Raw genomic sequence first — 16,701 nt, forward strand, 5'->3', positions numbered from 1 at the left:
GGAGCTGATCTAAAGAGCCTGACAGAGGCTGGCCCCCACCAGGGCCAGGATTACCGCCAGGGCTGCGCCCTGTTGCAGCCGCCGCAGCACCGGTTGCACCTGGTGCTGGGCCACCAGCAGGTCCTGCTGGCGCCAGGCCAGGGGCTTTTCCCACACTTGTCCGTCATACCAACCCGATTCCTCGTATTCGACCCGCTCGGAGACCAGGCGGCGGTGCACGTAGTTCCATCCGAGCCACTGGCGCACGAGCAGCAGCATCGGCAACGCCACTGCAGCCACCATGCCCGCCAGCACCAGCTGGGCCGGGTGGTGGCGCAACACCCAGCTGCCGCTTGCCACCAAGGTGGAGAGGGGCAGTAGCAACAGCCAGCTGGTGGCTAAAGGGCGCAACAGACCTGGCAGGTCGTGGGACGGCCAAACAAAAAACCAGGAGGCCAGCAACTGCTCGTATTCCTGCAGGGGCCGTTGCTCGGGCGGCACCGGGCACGGCATGGCGTTCAGGGAGAAACTGCTGGAGTCGAGCTTACGAAGCGCACCTGTTCGCCGTGGCCCCAGAAGGATTCGAGGTCGTAGTAGGTGCGCTCGCTGGGGGTGAGCACGTGCACGATCACTTCGCCGTAATCGAGCAGCATCCAGCGGCCCTCCTTCTGGCCTTCGCGCCGTAGGGGTAGCCGGCCGGTGGTTTCCTCGATCTGATCCTCAGCCGAGCGGGCGATGGCCCGCACCTGCACATCGGAGAGGCCGCTGCAGATCACAAACCAATCGGCCAACGACGACACCTCGTCAACCCGGATCAGGCGAATATCCACGGCCTTGCGGTCGTCACAGGCTTCTGCCGCCAGCTTGGCCAGCTGCTCGCTGTCGAGCTCCTGGTGGGTCGTGGTCCTGCCAGCGGGGGAATCAGCCATAGACGTTCTCACTGGTGACGGATTGACGCGAGCCCTGTTGCTGGGCCATTTCGGCCCTGGCCTTGCCGGCACTCTTGCGCAGTGCCTCGAGCCGGTCTTCGTAGAAGGCGCGCTTCTTTTTCTTGCGGGTCTGCTCCACCAGCTCCTTGAGGGCGCCGCCCAAACTCTTGTAGGCATTGGGCAGGGTGTAACCGAAGCGGGTGGCCAGGTCGATGGCCCGCTCATCGGCGGCGATGGCGTCCTGCAACCGCTTTTCGGAGTTGTTTTTGAGATAGAGGCGGTAGCCGGCAAAGCCGGAGAGGCCCAGGGCCATCACCAGGAGGAGGCCGTCCTGCACCCACAGCTCACCGATGGCTCCACCCAGGCCGATCGCCAGGGCCGCCATTTCCCAGCCGTCGCGGGGTACTGCATCGTTCTGGACGCGGCCCACCTCGTGCCAAAACAGCAGGTTGCGATGGTCTATCGCCAGCCCGTCCCAGCTTTCCAGGTCGACCTGAATTTCGACTTCATCGCGACCGATCTCCTCGATGGTGATCAGGGGCGGTTCCACTGAGGCGGCCGCTTCAACAAACACCCAGCTCTGTAATTCAGGGGGCAGCAGCCCTTTCAGGCGCTGGAGCTCACTCATCTAGGGCTTCCGCGTTATCAATCACGTTAGCGATTCCAGCCCCAGCTGCTGCCAGGGGGGCGTGAGAGGCTAGGCAGGTTTGGCCTTGCCCACCCCCTATGCCCCGCCGCACGGACCTCAGGCGCATCCTGCTGCTGGGCTCGGGGCCGATCGTGATCGGCCAGGCCTGCGAATTCGATTATTCCGGCACCCAGGCTTGTAAAGCGCTGCGGGCAGAAGGCTTCGAAGTGGTGTTGGTGAATTCCAACCCGGCCTCGATCATGACCGATCCGGACATGGCGGATCGCACCTACATCGAGCCACTTACGCCCGAGGTGGTGGCCCGGGTGATTGAGATCGAGCAGCCCGATGCCCTGCTGCCCACGATGGGCGGCCAGACCGCTCTCAATCTGGCGGTAGCCCTGGCTGAAAACGGCACCCTGGAAAAGCACGGGGTGGAGCTGATCGGCGCCAACTTGCAGGCGATCCGCAAGGCGGAAGACCGGCTGCTCTTTAAGGAGGCGATGGAGCGAATCGGCGTCGCGGTGTGTCCCTCCGGCATCGCCAACACCCTGGAGGAGGCGGAGCGGGTGGGCGAGGTCATCGGCAGCTATCCCCGCATCATCCGGCCGGCCTTCACCCTCGGTGGCAGCGGCGGTGGCATCGCCTACAACCCCGAGGAGTTCCGCGCCTTCTGCAAAAGCGGCCTGGAGGCGAGCCCCGTCTCCCAGATCCTGGTGGAGCAGTCGCTGCTGGGCTGGAAGGAATTCGAGCTGGAGGTGATGCGCGATAGCGCCGACAACGTGGTGATCGTTTGCAGCATCGAAAACCTCGATCCGATGGGGGTACATACCGGTGATTCGATCACCGTTGCACCGGCCCAAACCCTCACCGACCGCGAATACCAGCGACTGCGCGACCAGTCGATCGCGATCATCCGCGAGATCGGCGTCGATACGGGCGGCAGCAATATTCAATTTGCGATCAACCCCGCCAACGGCGATGTGGTGGTGATTGAGATGAACCCGCGCGTATCGCGCAGCTCGGCGCTGGCTTCGAAGGCCACAGGCTTTCCAATCGCCAAGATCGCCGCCCGCCTGGCGGTGGGCTACACCCTCGACGAAATCGTCAACGACATCACCGGTGCCACCCCGGCCTGCTTCGAGCCCACGATTGATTACGTGGTCACGAAGATTCCCCGCTTCGCCTTTGAGAAGTTCCGCGGTAGCCCGGCGGTGCTCACCACCTCGATGAAGTCGGTGGGGGAGGCGTTGGCGATCGGCCGCTGCTTTGAGGAGTCGTTCCAAAAGGCGTTGCGCTCCCTGGAAACGGGCCATGCCGGCTGGGGCTGCGACCGCCCCGATGCCGCAAGTGATCCAACGCTTGCCCCCGATCCCACCGTCCTGGAGCGGGCCCTGCGCACAGCCACGCCTGAGCGGATTTTCGCCGTGCGCGAGGCGATGCTCGTCGGCCGCAGCGACGACGAGATCCACCAGCTCAGCGCCATCGATCCCTGGTTTTTGGCCAAGCTGCGCTGCATTCTCGAGGCTGAGCAGCGGCTGCTGCGGGGCCGCCAGCTCGAGCAACTCGATGCCGCCGCCCTGCTGGAGCTCAAACAGCTGGGTTTCTCAGATCGCCAGATCGCCTGGGCCACTGGCAGCGATGAACTCACGGTGCGGCGCCACCGTCAGGGGCTGGGCATCAATGCCGTGTTCAAAACCGTCGATACCTGTGCGGCGGAGTTTGCCTCCAGCACGCCGTATCACTACTCCACCTACGAGCGGCCGCTGGAGCGGCTCAATGCGGCCGGTGAGCTGGAGATCGTGCCGCCCGAAAACGAGGTGCAGCCGGAGAGCCGCCGCAAGGTGATGATCCTGGGCGGCGGGCCAAACCGCATCGGCCAGGGCATCGAATTTGACTATTGCTGCGTGCACGCCTCGTTCGCCCTGCAGGCCGAGGGCTTCGCCACCGTGATGGTGAACAGCAACCCGGAGACGGTGTCAACGGATTACGACACCTCCGATCGGCTTTATTTCGAGCCCCTCACCCTCGAAGACGTGCTCAACGTGATCGAGGTGGAGCATCCCGAGGGGGTGATCGTGCAGTTCGGCGGCCAGACACCTCTCAAGCTGGCGATCCCGCTGCTGCGCTGGCTGGCTTCGCCCGAGGGGTTGGCCACCGGAACTCGCGTCTGGGGCACCTCACCTGAATCGATCGACGCCGCCGAAGACCGGGAGCAGTTTGAGGCGATCCTGCGCCGGCTGGAGATCCGCCAGCCCCGCAATGGCTTGGCCCGCAGTGAGGCCGAGGCCCGGGCCATCGCTGCGCGCGTGGGCTATCCAGTGGTTGTGCGCCCCAGCTACGTGCTGGGCGGGCGCGCCATGGAGGTCGTCTACGACGAAGTCGAGCTCAACCGCTACATGGTGGAAGCGGTGCAGGTGGAGCCCGACCACCCAGTGCTGATCGACCAATACCTCGATAACGCCATCGAAGTGGATGTGGATGCCCTTTGCGATCGGGAGGGGGAAGTGGTGATCGGCGGTGTAATGGAGCACATCGAGCCGGCGGGCATCCACTCGGGCGATTCGGCCTGCTGGCTGCCGTCGGTGAGCCTGAGCGAGGCAGCCCTGGCCACGATCCGCGAGTGGAGCCGGGCCCTGGCCCTGGCCCTTGGGGTGCGCGGCCTGATCAACCTGCAGTTCGCCGTGCAAATCGACCCTGAGCAGGGCGAGCGGGTGTTCATCATCGAGGCCAATCCCCGTGCTTCCCGCACGGTGCCGTTTGTGGCCAAGGCCACCGGCGTGCCCCTGGCCAAGGTGGCCAGCCAGCTGATGGCCGGCCGCACCCTGGCGGAGCTGGGGCTTACGGCCGAGCCCATCCCGCCTCTGCAAACGGTGAAGGAGGCGGTGCTGCCGTTCAAGCGCTTCCCGGGTTCCGACACGTTGCTGGGCCCTGAAATGCGCAGCACCGGCGAGGTGATGGGCATCGCCAGCAGCGCCGGCATGGCCTATGCCAAGGCCGAGTTGGCCGCAGGCGAGGCCCTGCCCACCAGCGGCACGGTGTTCCTCTCCACCCACGACCGCGACAAGCAGGCCTTGCTGCCGGTGGCGGAGCGGCTGGTGGGGCTGGGCTTTGACCTGATCGCCACCGGCGGCACCGCCGAGGCCCTGCGAGCCGCTGGCCTGCAGGTGGAATCAATCCTCAAGGTGCATGAGGGCCGTCCCAATATTGAAGACGCGATCCGCTCGGCCCGCATTCAGCTGATCATCAACACCCCGATCGGCCGCCAGGCTGCCCACGACGATAAATATCTGCGCCGGGCCGCCCTCGACTACGCCGTGCCGACGGTGACAACCCTGGCCGGGGCCCGGGCCGCTGTCGAGGCGATCACGGCGTTGCAGCAGCAGAAGATTGAGGTGAATGCCCTGCAGGACATCCACCCCGGACTCACTCGTTAGGGTTAGGGACCCGATAGATCCCGCTTTGACAGCCAGCACCCAAGTCAGCAACCAGATCACCTCAGGCAGCGACTGCACTGCGGCTTTCCGGGCCGCCTATGAAAATCGCTACACCTGGGAACCGGATTTCGGTGGCTATCAGGGCCGCTGCATCTGGGAGCAAGCCGGTGATGCGGGTGAAGACGGAAAGCGCGTAGAGGGCACCTTCGTGGTGGGCGCCGACCTCAAGGCCACGGTGGCTGGCGTCGCCGATGAGGAGATTCACAAGGCCCTGGCTTCCCAACTGTGGGAGGTGGCAATCCATCGGGTGCGGCGCAGCTTTGAGCAAACCCACGGTGCTAACACCTTCACCGCTGGCGATACCGATGCAGTGGGCACCGAGGTGGTTGTGGGCGGCAAGAACACCGGTGACCGTTACCGGATCCAGAACGACGTGGTGACGATGGTGCACCGCCACATCCACGGCACCGTGGTGACGATCTTCACCGAGAGCACAACAGACACCGGCAGCGGCTACCTGAGCCGCAGCTACACCAGCCAGTACAGCGACCCCGCCAGCGGCGAAGCTAAGGGTGGCACCAGCCGCTTCACCGACACCTTTGTGCCGCTGACCGAGTCTGGCCCCTGGGTGCTGAGCGAGCGGGTGGTTGAGACCGAGGCCCATGGCGAAACTCCGGCCGGCCGCCAGGTGTTTCGTTTCGAGGATCTTGCCCCCTTGGCTTAAGCCAATAGGCCGCTGCTAGGCACAATGCAGCCATGTTTTCTCTTTGGATTGGTGCCTACGACCAGGGCTTGGCCTATGCCGGCCTGGCCCTTGGCACCTACCTGACGCTGCGCGTCCTCAACTTCCCAGACCTCACGGTGGATGGCTCCTTTGCCCTGGGAGGTGGCACCGCTGCGGTGTTGATCAGCCAGGGTGCCCCGGTGCCGGTGGCCTTGGGGCTGGCGATCTTGTTTGGCTGCCTGGCTGGCATGGTTACCGGCCTGATCCACACCCGGCTGGGTGTGAATGATCTGTTTGCAGGCATCCTCACCACCACGGGCCTTTATTCGATCACCCTGCGGCTGATGGGGCGCTCGAACATCCCCCTGTCTGAAACCCCAGCTGGAATTCTGGCCCTCCCCGATCTGGGCCTTGGCCTGGATGGTCAATGGGCCGTGGGATTAACCCTGGCGACCGTTGGGATGATCCTGCTGATCTCCTTCCTGATGGCCACAGATTTCGGCTTGTCTTTGCGCGCCTTGGGCAACAACCCCACCATGGCCCGCGCCAACGGCATCAACCAGCGCCGCGGGCTCACGGTGGGTATCGCCGCTGCTAATGGTCTGGTGGCCCTGGCCGGGGCGCTGGTTGCCACCTATCAGGGCTTTGCCGATGTGACCATGGGCATCGGCTCGTTGATTCTGGGACTAGGCATGGTGATCATTGGCGAAGCGGTGCTGCGGCCGCGCTCGCTGCCCCGGGCCCTGTTGGCGGTGGCGGTGGGGGCGATTTTGTTCCGCACCATGATCGCCATCGCCCTGCAGTTGGGCCTCGAACCGGTTGATCTCAAGCTGGCAACGGCCCTGCTGCTGCTGATCGCCCTGGCCTTCGGACGGCTGCGCATACCGGGTCTTTCGGCAGACCAGGGGAGGCAGGAGCAATGAGTTCCGCCCCTCATCTCAGCGTTCCTGGTCTCAGCGCCCCCCATCTCAGCACCCCTGGTCTCAGCGTTGAGGAGCTCAGCTGGGGCCATCCCCTGCCTGGATCGGGCTGGCGGCAATTGTTCAGCGGTTTCTCGCTGAGCTGCCCCCCCGGCCAGTTTCTGGTGGTGATTGGCAGCAACGGCTCCGGCAAGAGCACCCTGCTCAATCTGGTGGCTGGCACCCTGCGCCGCGGCTCTGGCCGTATTCACCTGGGCGGTCGCCCCCTGCACCGCCTGCGAGATCACCAACGGGCTCGCTGGATCGGCCGGGTGATGCAAAACCCTCTGGAGGGCACTTGTCCGGGGCTGACCGTGGCTGAAAATCTGCGGCTGGCGGAGCGGCGCAACAGGCCAGCCAGGTTTGCAGCAGGTTTTTTGATTAGTGCCTTTGGTGGCATCCATCCCAATAGCGGCGACCGCAGGCGCTACCGCGAGCTGCTGGGCGAGCTGGGCTTGCCCCTGGCCGACCGTCTCGATGAACCGGTGGGTCAGCTTTCCGGTGGCCAGCGCCAGACCCTCAGCCTGGTGATGGCAACCCTGGGTTCACCGGATCTGCTGCTGCTTGATGAGCACACCGCTGCCCTTGACCCCCGGGCCGAAGCAACGGTGATGGCGCTCACCGACAGGTTGGTTCGTCAGCTGGGCACTACCGCCCTGATGGTGACCCACAGCCTCGAGCAGGCCCTGAGACACGGCGACAGGTTGGTGATGCTCCATGAGGGTGGCTTGATCGGCGACTGGAATGCTGCCGAGCGTGAATATCTCGAACCGGCCGCGTTGCGGGCGATGTATGGAGCAGCCATAGTTGCGCCGCAGTCTTCCAGAGCCACAGATGGGTCTTCAGCGTCGTGAATTTCTAACCCTGGCAGGGGCCGGCGCCGTGAGCACGGTGGTGCTCTCCGCCTGCGGCAAGCTCGGCGGTGGCACCAAGGTTAAAGGCCCCACCATCGGCATGCTGCAGATGGTGGAAGCCCCGCCTCCAACCAACACCCGCAAAGGCTTTGAAGCGGCCCTGGCAGAAGCTGGCTACATCCCTGGCAAAAACGTCAACTTCATCCAGAAGGATGCCGCCGGCGAGCTGCCCAACACCACCTTGGTGATGAAGCAGTTTGTGGGCGACCAAGTGGACATGATCCTGGCGGTTGGCACCCCGCCCCTGCAGGCCGCCATGAAGGTGGCCCCAGCAACCACTCCTGTGCTGTTCTGCTATTGCTCCAATCCCTGGGGTGCCGGCGCAGGCACGCCCCCGGGTGGTGTGGGTCAGCACAAGCCAAATGTGGTCGGCACGATCGGCACCAACCCGGTGGGCAAGGAGCTCGATTTGGCACGCCAAATCAACCCTGAGCTCAAGACCGTGGGCCTGATCTTCAACCCCGGCGAGCCCAACTCCGAATATGAAGCAAAGGTGCTCAAGGAGGAGGCAGCCAAGCGCAACATCACCGTTGTGGAGCAGTCGGTGGCCAACTCCGGCGAAGTGCTGCAAGCCGCCCAAGTGCTGGCCGACAAGAAGGTAGAGGCCTTCGTGAAGATCGGCGATTACGCCACGATTCAGGGCTTCGGCTCGATCGCCAAGGTGGGCCTAGAGAAGAAGATTCCCGTGTATTCGGTGGATGCCGACGACATCAAGCTGCCCGGCTGCCTTGCCACGATCGGCTGGGCCTACTTCGATGACGGCTACGCAGCCGGCAAGCTGGCGGTGCGGGTATTGAAGGGAGAATCGCCGGCCAAGATGGCCTTCGAGCCCCTCACCAAAACGGAGTTGATGGTGAACAAGGCCACCGCCGCAGCGATCGGGGTAACCCTGCCTGAGGAGCTGATTAAGGAAGCCCAGAAGGTGGTGAGCTAGAGCCCACCCCCATCGCATCACCCCCTTTTCAAGGCAGGGGGGTGATGTTTTGCAGCTTGTCGTTGAGCTGGCTTGCCATAGCTTGGCGGCCAACGGCAAGCACTTTCAGGGTGTCTTCATGCATGCGCAGCTGGGCATCAGCTACTTGCATGCCACGCACAAGCTCCTTCATCTCATCCGGCAAGCCGTTGAGGTCGTAGCGCTTGCCCTCGAAGGTCAGCACTGGCGGCTGGTTGTCGGATTGCTGGGCGACGTTGTCCACGAGTGGCAAAAAATCTTCAGCCTTCAGGATACGGGTGGCAGGCCACCCGGTCGCTTGAAGAAAAACATCAGCAGCGGGCCCACCTGGGCTGCTTCCACCATCTCCCAGTTTTCCTTTCCGAGGGCATTGAGAAAAAACTGCAGCTGTTCGGCTGGGTGTCGTGGTTTGGTGGCTGCGGCGTCGTATTGCTGCGGGAATTCCTTCTTAAGAAACTCCGGGCTCAGGGCGCCGCCGAGCCGCTCACTATCTGCCTTGGGTGAGGGAGGACCCGGCGGATTGCCGCTCTCTACGTTGATGTGGATCACCCGGTATTCCCAAGACATCAGGCTTGCAGATGAATGAATTGGCGCTCGCAGAGCTCGCGGTAGCGGCCCCCCTGCGCCATCAGCTCATTGTGACTGCCCTGTTCGACGATGCGACCGCCATCGAGTACCAGGATTCTGTCTGCACCCTGCACGGTGGCTAGCCGGTGGGCAATCACCAGCACGGTGCGGCCCGCCATCGCCTGCTCCAAGCCTCGCTGCACCGCCTCCTCCGCTTCGGCATCGAGGGCGCTGGTGGCTTCATCCAGCAGCAGCACCGCCGGGTTGCCGAGCACGGCGCGGGCAATGGCCAGCCTTTGCAGCTGGCCGCCAGAGAAGTTGCTGCCCCGCTCTTCGATGCGGCTCGCGTAGCCCTGGGGCAGGGCCTCGATGAAGCCGGCGGCGTTGGCGAGGCTGGCGGCCTGGCTGATGGCAGCCTCGCTGGCGGGCCGGCCGAAGGCAATCGCTTCGGCCACCGTGCCAGAAAACACACTGCTCTGCTGGGGCACCAGGGCTACGGCGCGGCGCAGCTCCCGCGCCCGCAGATCGGCTAGGTCGTGGCCATCCAGCAGCACCCGGCCCTGCTGGGCGGTGTTGAAGCGCAGCAGGAGGGAAAACAGGGTGCTTTTTCCGGCGCCGGAGGGGCCCACCAGGGCCACTACCTGGCCAGGCCGCACCTGCAGATCCAGGTCGTGCAGCACCGGTTGGGCGGGGTTGTAGCCGAAGCGCACCTGCTCGAGCACCAGCTCGCCGCGCACGCTGCCAAGCGGCTGGGCCGAGGGCCGGTCTGGAGCCTCCACCGGTTCCGCCTCGATCGCCCGCAGTCGCCGCAGCGAGGCCTGGCCCTGCTGAAACTCGTTGAAGTTGGTGGTGAGGTGGGAGATCGGGTCGATCAGCATCAGCAGGGCCGCCACGTAGCTGCTGAAGCCCTGGCTGTTGAGGCCGCCGGCCTGAATCCGGGCGGCGCCGAGCAGCAGCACGGTGAGGATGCCGGCTGCTTCCAGAAAGCCCACCACCGGGTGCTGCAGGGCAAGCAGTTTGAGGGTGCGGTAGCGGGCCCGACGGTGCAGGTCGATTTCGGTGTCGAAGCGCTGCTGCAGCCACGGTTCGGCCGCGAAGGCCCGCACTAAGGGCAGCCCACCGATCGCTTCGCCCAGCAGGCCCGCCAGCTCGCTCACCTGCTTTTGACTGCGTTCGGCGGCTGTCATTACCCGGGCGCCAAAGCTGCTTACCAGCAGCACCACCACTGGCGCCAGCAGCAGGGTGGCCAGGGCTAAGGGCCAATCGAGCCACACCATGTAGCCGAGCACCACCACAAGCTGCAGGGCGCTGGGGGTGGTGTCTTGAATGGTTTTGTAGATCACCTCGCCCACCCGGTCGGCGTCTTCGGTGAGGCGATAGGTGAGGTCGCCGGCTGAGAGCTTCTCGAGAGCGCCGAATTCCAGCCGTTGCAGGCGGGCAAATAGGCCACGCCGCAACTCCTGACTAACCCGCAGGGCGGGCCCTGCCAGCAGGGTGTCCTGGCCGAACTGGGCCGCCTTTTGAACCAAAAACAGTCCCAGGGCCGCGGCGATAGTGCGCAGCACCACTGGGAAGTTGCCAGCGCCGATGGCTGGAATCAGCTGGCCCGCCAGCCAGGCGAGCAGCGGCCAGCAGGCCACATAGATCACCATGCACAGCCCACCTGCCAGCAGGCGCCGGCGGTGGGGTTTCAGCAGCGGCCAGAGGTGTCGAAACCCGGCCGGCGAGGGTGCAAGCATGCGGTCACGCTATCGCTGCCCCCCCAATCCGCCCCTTGAAACTCGATCAATTCCTCAAATACCAAGGCCTGGCGGGCACCGGCGGCGAAGCCAAGCTGCGCATTCAGCGCGGTGATGTGCGGGTGAATGGCGCCATCGAAACCCGTCGCGGTCGTCAGTTGGCCCCCGGTGATGCGGTCGACATCGACGGCCGCGAGCTGCTGTTTATGGGGACCAGGCCGCCGGCCCATTAGGTTTTCCTGACAGTGCTGGAGAGGGCCGATGCGTAAGGCCGTGATCGCGGGTAATTGGAAGATGCACATGACCTGCGCTGAGACGCGGGTATTTGCGGCCACGTTTCGGCCCCTGATTGCCGACTCCCCAGACGATCGGGAGGTGGTGATCGCTCCGCCTTTCACCTCGATTCCCACGCTCTGCCGCCATCTGGAGGGTGCTGGTGTGAAGTTTGCTGGGCAAAACGTGCACTGGGAAGACCAGGGGGCCTACACGGGCATGATCTCGGCGCCGATGCTGCTGGAGCACGGGGTGAGCTACGCCATCGTTGGCCACAGTGAGCCGCGCAAGTACTACAGCGAAAGCGATGAGCAGATCAACCTGCGGGCCCGCAATGCCCAGCGCCATGGCTTGATCCCGATCTTGTGCGTGGGCGAAAGCCTCGACCAGCGGGAATCCAATGAAACCGAGCGGGTGATCCACCGCCAGATCGAACAGGGCCTTGAGGATGTGGATCCCACCCAGGTGGTGGTGGCCTACGAGCCGATCTGGGCGATTGGCACCGGCAAGACCTGCGCCGCTGAGGAGGCCAATCGCATCTGCGGCCTGATCCGGGGCTGGGTGGGTAACCCCGGCGTCACGGTGCAATACGGCGGCTCGGTGAACCCTGCCACCATCGACGACCTGATGGCCCAGAGCGACATCGACGGCGTCTTGGTGGGTGGGGCTTCCCTCGATCCGGTGAGCTTTGCCCGCATCGTCAACTACGGCCGCTGAGACTGGCTCCCTGAGACTGGCCCCCCGTGATCGATCAACCCCGTTTTGCCTGGGGCGAGCGCACCGCAGTGATGGGGGTGCTGAACCTCACCCCCGACTCCTTCAGCGACGGCGGCCGCCTCGCCAGCGTGGCGCAGGCGGTGCGCGCCGCTGGGCGGATGCTGACCCAGGGGGCCGATGTGTTGGATCTCGGCGCCCAGAGCACCAGGCCCGGCGCCGAGGAGGTGGGGCCCAAGCGGGAGCTTGAGCGGCTGCTGCCCGCTCTTACTGCTATTCGCGCTGCCCATCCAGGCGCCCTGCTCTCGATCGACACCTTCCATGCGGCGGTGGCTGAGGCCGCTTTGGCGGCGGGCGCCCACTGGATCAACGACGTCAGCGGCGGCCGGCGTGATCCGGCCCTGCTGCGCTTGGCGGCGTCTGCCGGCTGCCCACTGGTGTTGATGCACAGCCGTGGCGATAGTCGCAGCATGAACTCCCTTGCCCACTACGAGAATGTGGTGGCGGAGGTGCGGGCTGGCCTAAAGGCGGCCACTGAAATGGCTCTGGCGGCGGGGGTGCGCCCGCTGCAGCTGATCTGGGATCCGGGGTTGGGCTTCGCTAAGGACACCGACCACAACCTGGATCTGCTCCGGGGCCTAGGCACCCTGGCGGTGGAAGGCTTTCCCCTACTGGTGGGGCCTTCGCGCAAGCGCTTCATCGGCGCGGTGTTGAACGAGCCCAGGCCCCGTGCCCGGCTGTGGGGCACGGCGGCGGTGTGCAGCCAGGCGATTGCCCAGGGGGCCCGCATCCTGCGAGTGCACGACGTTGGGCCAATCGTGCAGGTTGCCCGGATGGCCGATGCGCTTCGGGGCTAATCAGCCCTCCGTCACCCCCTCAATCCGGTCTTCAATCTCCTGGTAGATCTCCTGAAGCTGGGCAATGTTCTCATCGCTGGTTTCCCAGTAGCCGCGGCCATTTACTTCGAGCAGCGTGCCCACGATGCGGCGGAAGCTGTGGGGGTTGAGCTCCATCAGCCGCTTACGCATTTCTGGATCGTTGATGAAGGTGTCGTTTGCCTCCTCGTACACGAAGTTGTCTACCGAGCCACTTGTGGCGCTCCAGCCCAGGGTGAAATTGAGCCGTTTGGCTACTTCCCGCACGCCCTCGTAGCCGGAATTAAGCATGCCCTCATACCACTTGGGGTTGAGCAGCTTGGTGCGCGAATCGAGGCGAATGGTTTCGCTCAAGGAGCGCACCTGGGCGTTGGCCGTGGTGGTATCGGCGATATAACTCGCTGGTGCTTTGCCGTCGTCGCGCAGGCCGGCGATCAGCTTGGTGGGGTCACTGTCGAAGTAGTGGCTCACATCGGTGAGTGAAATCTCAGCTGAATCCAGATTTTGGAATGTCACATCAGCTGTTTTCATGGCCGACTCGAACACTTCTCGGTTCTGGTTCATCTCACCTGGGTTGTCGGCGTTGAAGGCAAACGTCTTGCGGGAGAGATACATCTCCTGCAGCTCATTCTCCTCCTCCCAGGTGCTGTTTTCCACCGCCAGGTTTACGTTTGAGCTGTAGCTGCCGCTGGCATTGGAAAACACCCGCGTGGCCGCATCACGTAGGGACACACCCTGGGCCGCCGCCTGCTCCTGAGCGTGGCGGCGCACGAAATTCATATCCAGGGGCTCATCAGCCTCAGCTGCCATCTTCACGCCCTGATCTATCAAGCCCATCTGGTTGATAAACAGGTCGCGGAATACGCCGCTGCAATTCACCACGACGTCGATGCGGGGCCTGCCGAGTTCCTCAAGGGAGATCAGCTCCAGCTTGTTCACCCGGCCCAGGGAATCTGCCACCGGCCGCACGCCGATAAACCAGAGGATTTGGGCCAGCGACTCGCCGTAGGTCTTGATGTTGTCGGTGCCCCAGAGCACGCAGGCGATCGTTTCGGGCCAGGCTCCCTGCTCGGCCTTTTGGCGCTCGATTAGCCGGTCCACCACCACCTTGGCTGCAGCAATGGCTGCGCGGGTGGGGATCGACTGGGGGTCAAGGGCGTGGATGTTCTTGCCGCTGGGCAGCACGCCAGGGTTGCGGATTGGGTCGCCGCCGGGTCCCGGCAGCACGTATTCGCCATCGAGGGCCTTGAGCAGGCTCTGCATCTCCATATCGGCGCAGATCTGCTCAAGGCAGAAGCGCAGGTAGCCAAACAACTTGTCGAGCTCGGCTTGATCTACCCCTGGGAAGCCAGCAACCCGGCAGGCACTCAGCCAGGGGCTGGGCAGTTGGAAGCCGAATTTCTCCAGCAGGGCAAACAACCAAGCAAAGTTCTGGCGCATGGTTACCCGGCCATCGGCGCCGGTTACGGCCTTCACCATCGAGCCCACCGCCGCGCGACACACTTCGGTGATCGTGCGGTTGAGCTCCACATCGACGAGCACACCGTCGTCGTTGCCTTTGTAGATGTCGGCAATCGTGCGGCCCCGGCTCTCGGCCAGCAGGGCCGGCAGGGAGCGCAGGCCATCTTCCTCGCGCTCGAGCGCGGCAATGTTCACCAGGGTGGCGATTGCCTCCTCGGCAGTTGGTGGCTTACCGATCGTGTGCAGGCCGCAGGGCAGCAGCCGGCTTTCGATCTCCATCAGCTGGCGGTACACCGCACCCACCACGCCATCGCGGCCGTCGAGGCCGATCTCCGAGGCATCGGCTTCGGGCAGGGTCACGTCTTTGTCGAGGTTGCACTGGCGCGCCGTTTCCACGATCGCGTTGACGATCTGTACACCCCGGCTGCCTTCGCGCAGCTGCTGGTAGCTGCCCACCAGCTCACCGAGCTCCTTGAGGCCCCGATATAGGCCGGCATTTTCAGCCGGCGGGGTGAGGTAGCTGATCGTGGAGGCATAGCCGCGCCGCTTGGCGATGGTGGCTTCGCTTGGGTTGTTGGCGGCGTAGTAGTAGAGGTTTGGCAGGGCGCCGATCAGGGAATCGGGGTAGCAGGTTTCGCTCATGCCCATCTGCTTGCCGGGCATGAATTCCAGCGAGCCGTGGGTGCCGAAGTGCAGCACCGCATCGGCCTGCCACACCTTCTCCAGATAGGTGTAGTAGGCGGCAAAGCCGTGGTGGGGGCTGGCGCTGCGGGAATAGAGCAGCCGCATTGGGTCGCCCTCGTAGCCAAAGGTTGGCTGCACACCCACAAACACGTTGCCGAAGTGGCGTCCGTAGATCAGTAGGTTGGTGCCGTCGCTGTTCAGATTGCCGGGGGGCTTGCCCCAGTTTTCTTCCAGGCGCTCGGAATAGGGAGTGAGCCGCTCGTATTCCTCCACGCTCATGCGGTGGGCGATCGAGAGCTCCGGTGCCCCCTGAAGAGCTTCAGGGTCGTTGATCACCGCCTCCATCAGCGCCTTGGGCGTGCGAGGCATGTTCTGCACGTCATAGCCCTTGGCCTGCATCTCCTCCAGCACCCGGAAGATCGAGCCGAATACATCCAGGTAGGCCGCCGTGCCGACGTTGCCCTTATCAGGGGGGAAGCTAAATACGGTGATTGCCAGCTTCTTTTCAGCCCGGGGCTTGATCCGCAAGGAGGCCCAGCGGATTGCGCGCTCGGCGATCGCCTCAACCCGGTCTTGCAGGGTGTGGGCTTTGCCGGTGGCGTCGTCGCGGCCGCTGAGCACGATTGGCTCAATGGCGCCATCGAGTTCAGGGATGGCGATCTGCAGGGCTACCTGCACCGGGTGCAGACCTAGATCGCTCTCCTCCCACTCCTGGGTGGTTTGGAACACCAATGGCAACGCCACCATGTAGGGGCGATTCAGCTTTTTAAGCACCTCAATTGCCTTGGGGTGGTCCTGCCGGGCGGGACCCCCCACCAGGGCAAAGCCCGTCAGTGACACCACCCCATCCACCAATGGGAAGTCGGGGTTGAGCGGGTCGTAGAAGAAGGCATTCACCGGCTTGGTGAAGTCGAGCCCCCCGCAGAACACCGGAATCACGGTGGCGCCGCGATATTCCAGCTCCTGAATGATCGCCACGTAGTGAGCTTCATCGCCGGTAACTATGTGGCTGCGCTGCAGCACTAGGCCGATCACCGGGCCATTGCGGGCCTGCTCGCTGAGATCGCCGCGGCTGGAATTCCAATTTAGATATTCCTTGAGATCTTCAAACATTCCCGGTGCTAGCGGGTGCCAGATGCCTAGATCGGGGAATACCTGGGGCTCGGCCACAACCACGGCGGCGCGGTCTGCCGCTTCTCCGGAGCCGCCCCGGGGGAAGACGTACTTATCGGCCAGCATCAACAGAAAATTCCTGAGATTGTCTGGCGTGCCGCCCAGCCAATACTGGAAACTCAGCATGAAAGAGCGCGCATCTTGCGCCTTCTCAACCGGCAGGTACTTGAGCACCGTCGGCAAAGTATTGAGCAGCTTCAACATCGCGTCCTGGAAACCGGCGCCGCCCGCTTCCTTGCGCTTTTTCATGAAGCTGGCAATGGCGCTCTTGCTCTGGCCCAGCTGGGCCATCGAGAAGGTGCCGAGCTTGTTCAGTCGCATCACCTCGGGCATGGAGGGAAACACCACTGCTGCCTTGAGCCGGTCGCGGTGCGGAGCCACCGCTTCCACCACCTTCTGGGCCAGATCTTCAATGAAGATCAGCGAAGCGATAAATACATCCGCCGCAGCCACGTCCGCCTGGAAATCGGCGTAGTTCTGGGGGTCGCGCAATTCCTCAATCAGGTAGCCGCTCAGCTCGATCGCCAGGGGGCCGTTCTGGGCATTGAGCGAGTTGGCTGCCTGGGTAAGGGCGTTTTGGTACTGGGGTTCGAGCACCACATAAACGGCCTTCATCACGGCCCGGCCGTTCACGTCGCCGGGCGTAACGCGGCGGTTGGCGGAGCGAACCTGCGTGAACATCAGCACGAATAA

The 16,701-nt window shown here is 64.1% G+C and carries 15 protein-coding genes; 8 read left to right on the forward strand and 7 right to left on the reverse strand.

Annotation, left to right across the window (positions count from 1 at the left end; all coding sequences use genetic code 11):
• Positions 1-9: 9 nt before the first annotated feature.
• The 3 genes from KBY83_RS07775 to KBY83_RS07785 are packed head-to-tail and all read right to left on the reverse strand — an operon-like array spanning position 10 to position 1,536.
• Entirely contained in the window at positions 10-492 is a 483-nt protein-coding gene (locus KBY83_RS07775; protein ID WP_254930078.1) for a CGLD27 family protein, read from the reverse strand.
• Between the two features lie 5 nt (positions 493-497).
• Positions 498-908, reverse strand: coding sequence for a ribosome silencing factor (rsfS, locus tag KBY83_RS07780; protein ID WP_255019024.1), 411 nt, complete (start codon positions 906-908; stop codon positions 498-500).
• Positions 901-1,536 (reverse strand): DUF3318 domain-containing protein, encoded by a 636-nt coding sequence (locus KBY83_RS07785; RefSeq protein ID WP_106632970.1) that lies wholly within the window; start codon positions 1,534-1,536, stop codon positions 901-903. Before KBY83_RS07785 ends, rsfS begins: the two co-directional genes overlap by 8 nt.
• A gap of 98 nt (positions 1,537-1,634) precedes the next feature.
• Between KBY83_RS07785 and carB the strand changes: the two genes are divergently transcribed.
• The 5 genes from carB to KBY83_RS07810 are packed head-to-tail and all read left to right on the forward strand — an operon-like array spanning position 1,635 to position 8,504.
• Entirely contained in the window at positions 1,635-4,973 is a 3,339-nt protein-coding gene (gene carB / locus KBY83_RS07790; protein ID WP_255019025.1) for a carbamoyl-phosphate synthase large subunit, read from the forward strand.
• A gap of 25 nt (positions 4,974-4,998) precedes the next feature.
• On the forward strand, positions 4,999-5,697 hold the full coding sequence (locus tag KBY83_RS07795; RefSeq protein WP_255019026.1) for a DUF3386 domain-containing protein: 699 nt from the start codon (positions 4,999-5,001) through the stop codon (positions 5,695-5,697).
• A 32-nt stretch (positions 5,698-5,729) separates the two neighbouring features.
• Complete coding sequence (locus KBY83_RS07800) at positions 5,730-6,620, forward strand: ABC transporter permease (RefSeq protein WP_255019027.1); 891 nt, start codon at positions 5,730-5,732, stop codon at positions 6,618-6,620.
• A complete protein-coding gene (locus KBY83_RS07805; protein WP_255019028.1) occupies positions 6,617-7,510 on the forward strand; it encodes an ABC transporter ATP-binding protein in 894 nt (297 codons plus the stop codon). The genes KBY83_RS07800 and KBY83_RS07805 overlap by 4 nt, the downstream gene beginning before the upstream one ends.
• Entirely contained in the window at positions 7,491-8,504 is a 1,014-nt protein-coding gene (locus KBY83_RS07810; RefSeq protein ID WP_255019029.1) for an ABC transporter substrate-binding protein, read from the forward strand. The genes KBY83_RS07805 and KBY83_RS07810 overlap by 20 nt, the downstream gene beginning before the upstream one ends.
• Positions 8,505-8,532: 28 nt before the next feature.
• On the opposite strand, the gene KBY83_RS07815 is transcribed toward KBY83_RS07810, so the two are convergent.
• Genes KBY83_RS07815 through KBY83_RS07825 form a run of 3 tightly spaced genes read right to left on the reverse strand, consistent with a single transcriptional unit; the run spans position 8,533 to position 10,828 of the window.
• Entirely contained in the window at positions 8,533-8,766 is a 234-nt protein-coding gene (locus KBY83_RS07815; protein ID WP_106632964.1) for a DUF6447 family protein, read from the reverse strand.
• Between the two features lie 23 nt (positions 8,767-8,789).
• Positions 8,790-9,089 (reverse strand): hypothetical protein, encoded by a 300-nt coding sequence (locus KBY83_RS07820; protein WP_106632963.1) that lies wholly within the window; start codon positions 9,087-9,089, stop codon positions 8,790-8,792.
• Entirely contained in the window at positions 9,089-10,828 is a 1,740-nt protein-coding gene (locus tag KBY83_RS07825) for an ABC transporter ATP-binding protein (protein WP_255019030.1), read from the reverse strand. Before KBY83_RS07825 ends, KBY83_RS07820 begins: the two co-directional genes overlap by 1 nt.
• Positions 10,829-10,863: 35 nt before the next feature.
• Between KBY83_RS07825 and KBY83_RS07830 the strand changes: the two genes are divergently transcribed.
• The 3 genes from KBY83_RS07830 (at position 10,864) to folP (ending at position 12,672) form a co-directional block, all read left to right on the forward strand.
• Positions 10,864-11,061 (forward strand): RNA-binding S4 domain-containing protein, encoded by a 198-nt coding sequence (locus KBY83_RS07830; protein ID WP_106632961.1) that lies wholly within the window; start codon positions 10,864-10,866, stop codon positions 11,059-11,061.
• Between the two features lie 28 nt (positions 11,062-11,089).
• Positions 11,090-11,818, forward strand: a complete 729-nt coding sequence (tpiA, locus tag KBY83_RS07835) for a triose-phosphate isomerase (RefSeq protein WP_106632960.1) — start codon at positions 11,090-11,092, stop codon at positions 11,816-11,818.
• 71 nt (positions 11,819-11,889) lie between these two features.
• Entirely contained in the window at positions 11,890-12,672 is a 783-nt protein-coding gene (folP, locus tag KBY83_RS07840) for a dihydropteroate synthase (RefSeq protein WP_255019071.1), read from the forward strand.
• On the opposite strand, the gene KBY83_RS07845 is transcribed toward folP, so the two are convergent.
• A complete protein-coding gene (locus KBY83_RS07845) occupies positions 12,673-16,689 on the reverse strand; it encodes a magnesium chelatase subunit H (RefSeq protein WP_255019031.1) in 4,017 nt (1,338 codons plus the stop codon). It lies immediately after the preceding gene.
• Positions 16,690-16,701 lie beyond the last annotated feature (12 nt).

This window comes from Cyanobium sp. WKJ7-Wakatipu (genome assembly GCF_024345355.1).
Taxonomy (GTDB): domain Bacteria; phylum Cyanobacteriota; class Cyanobacteriia; order PCC-6307; family Cyanobiaceae; genus Cyanobium_A; species Cyanobium_A usitatum.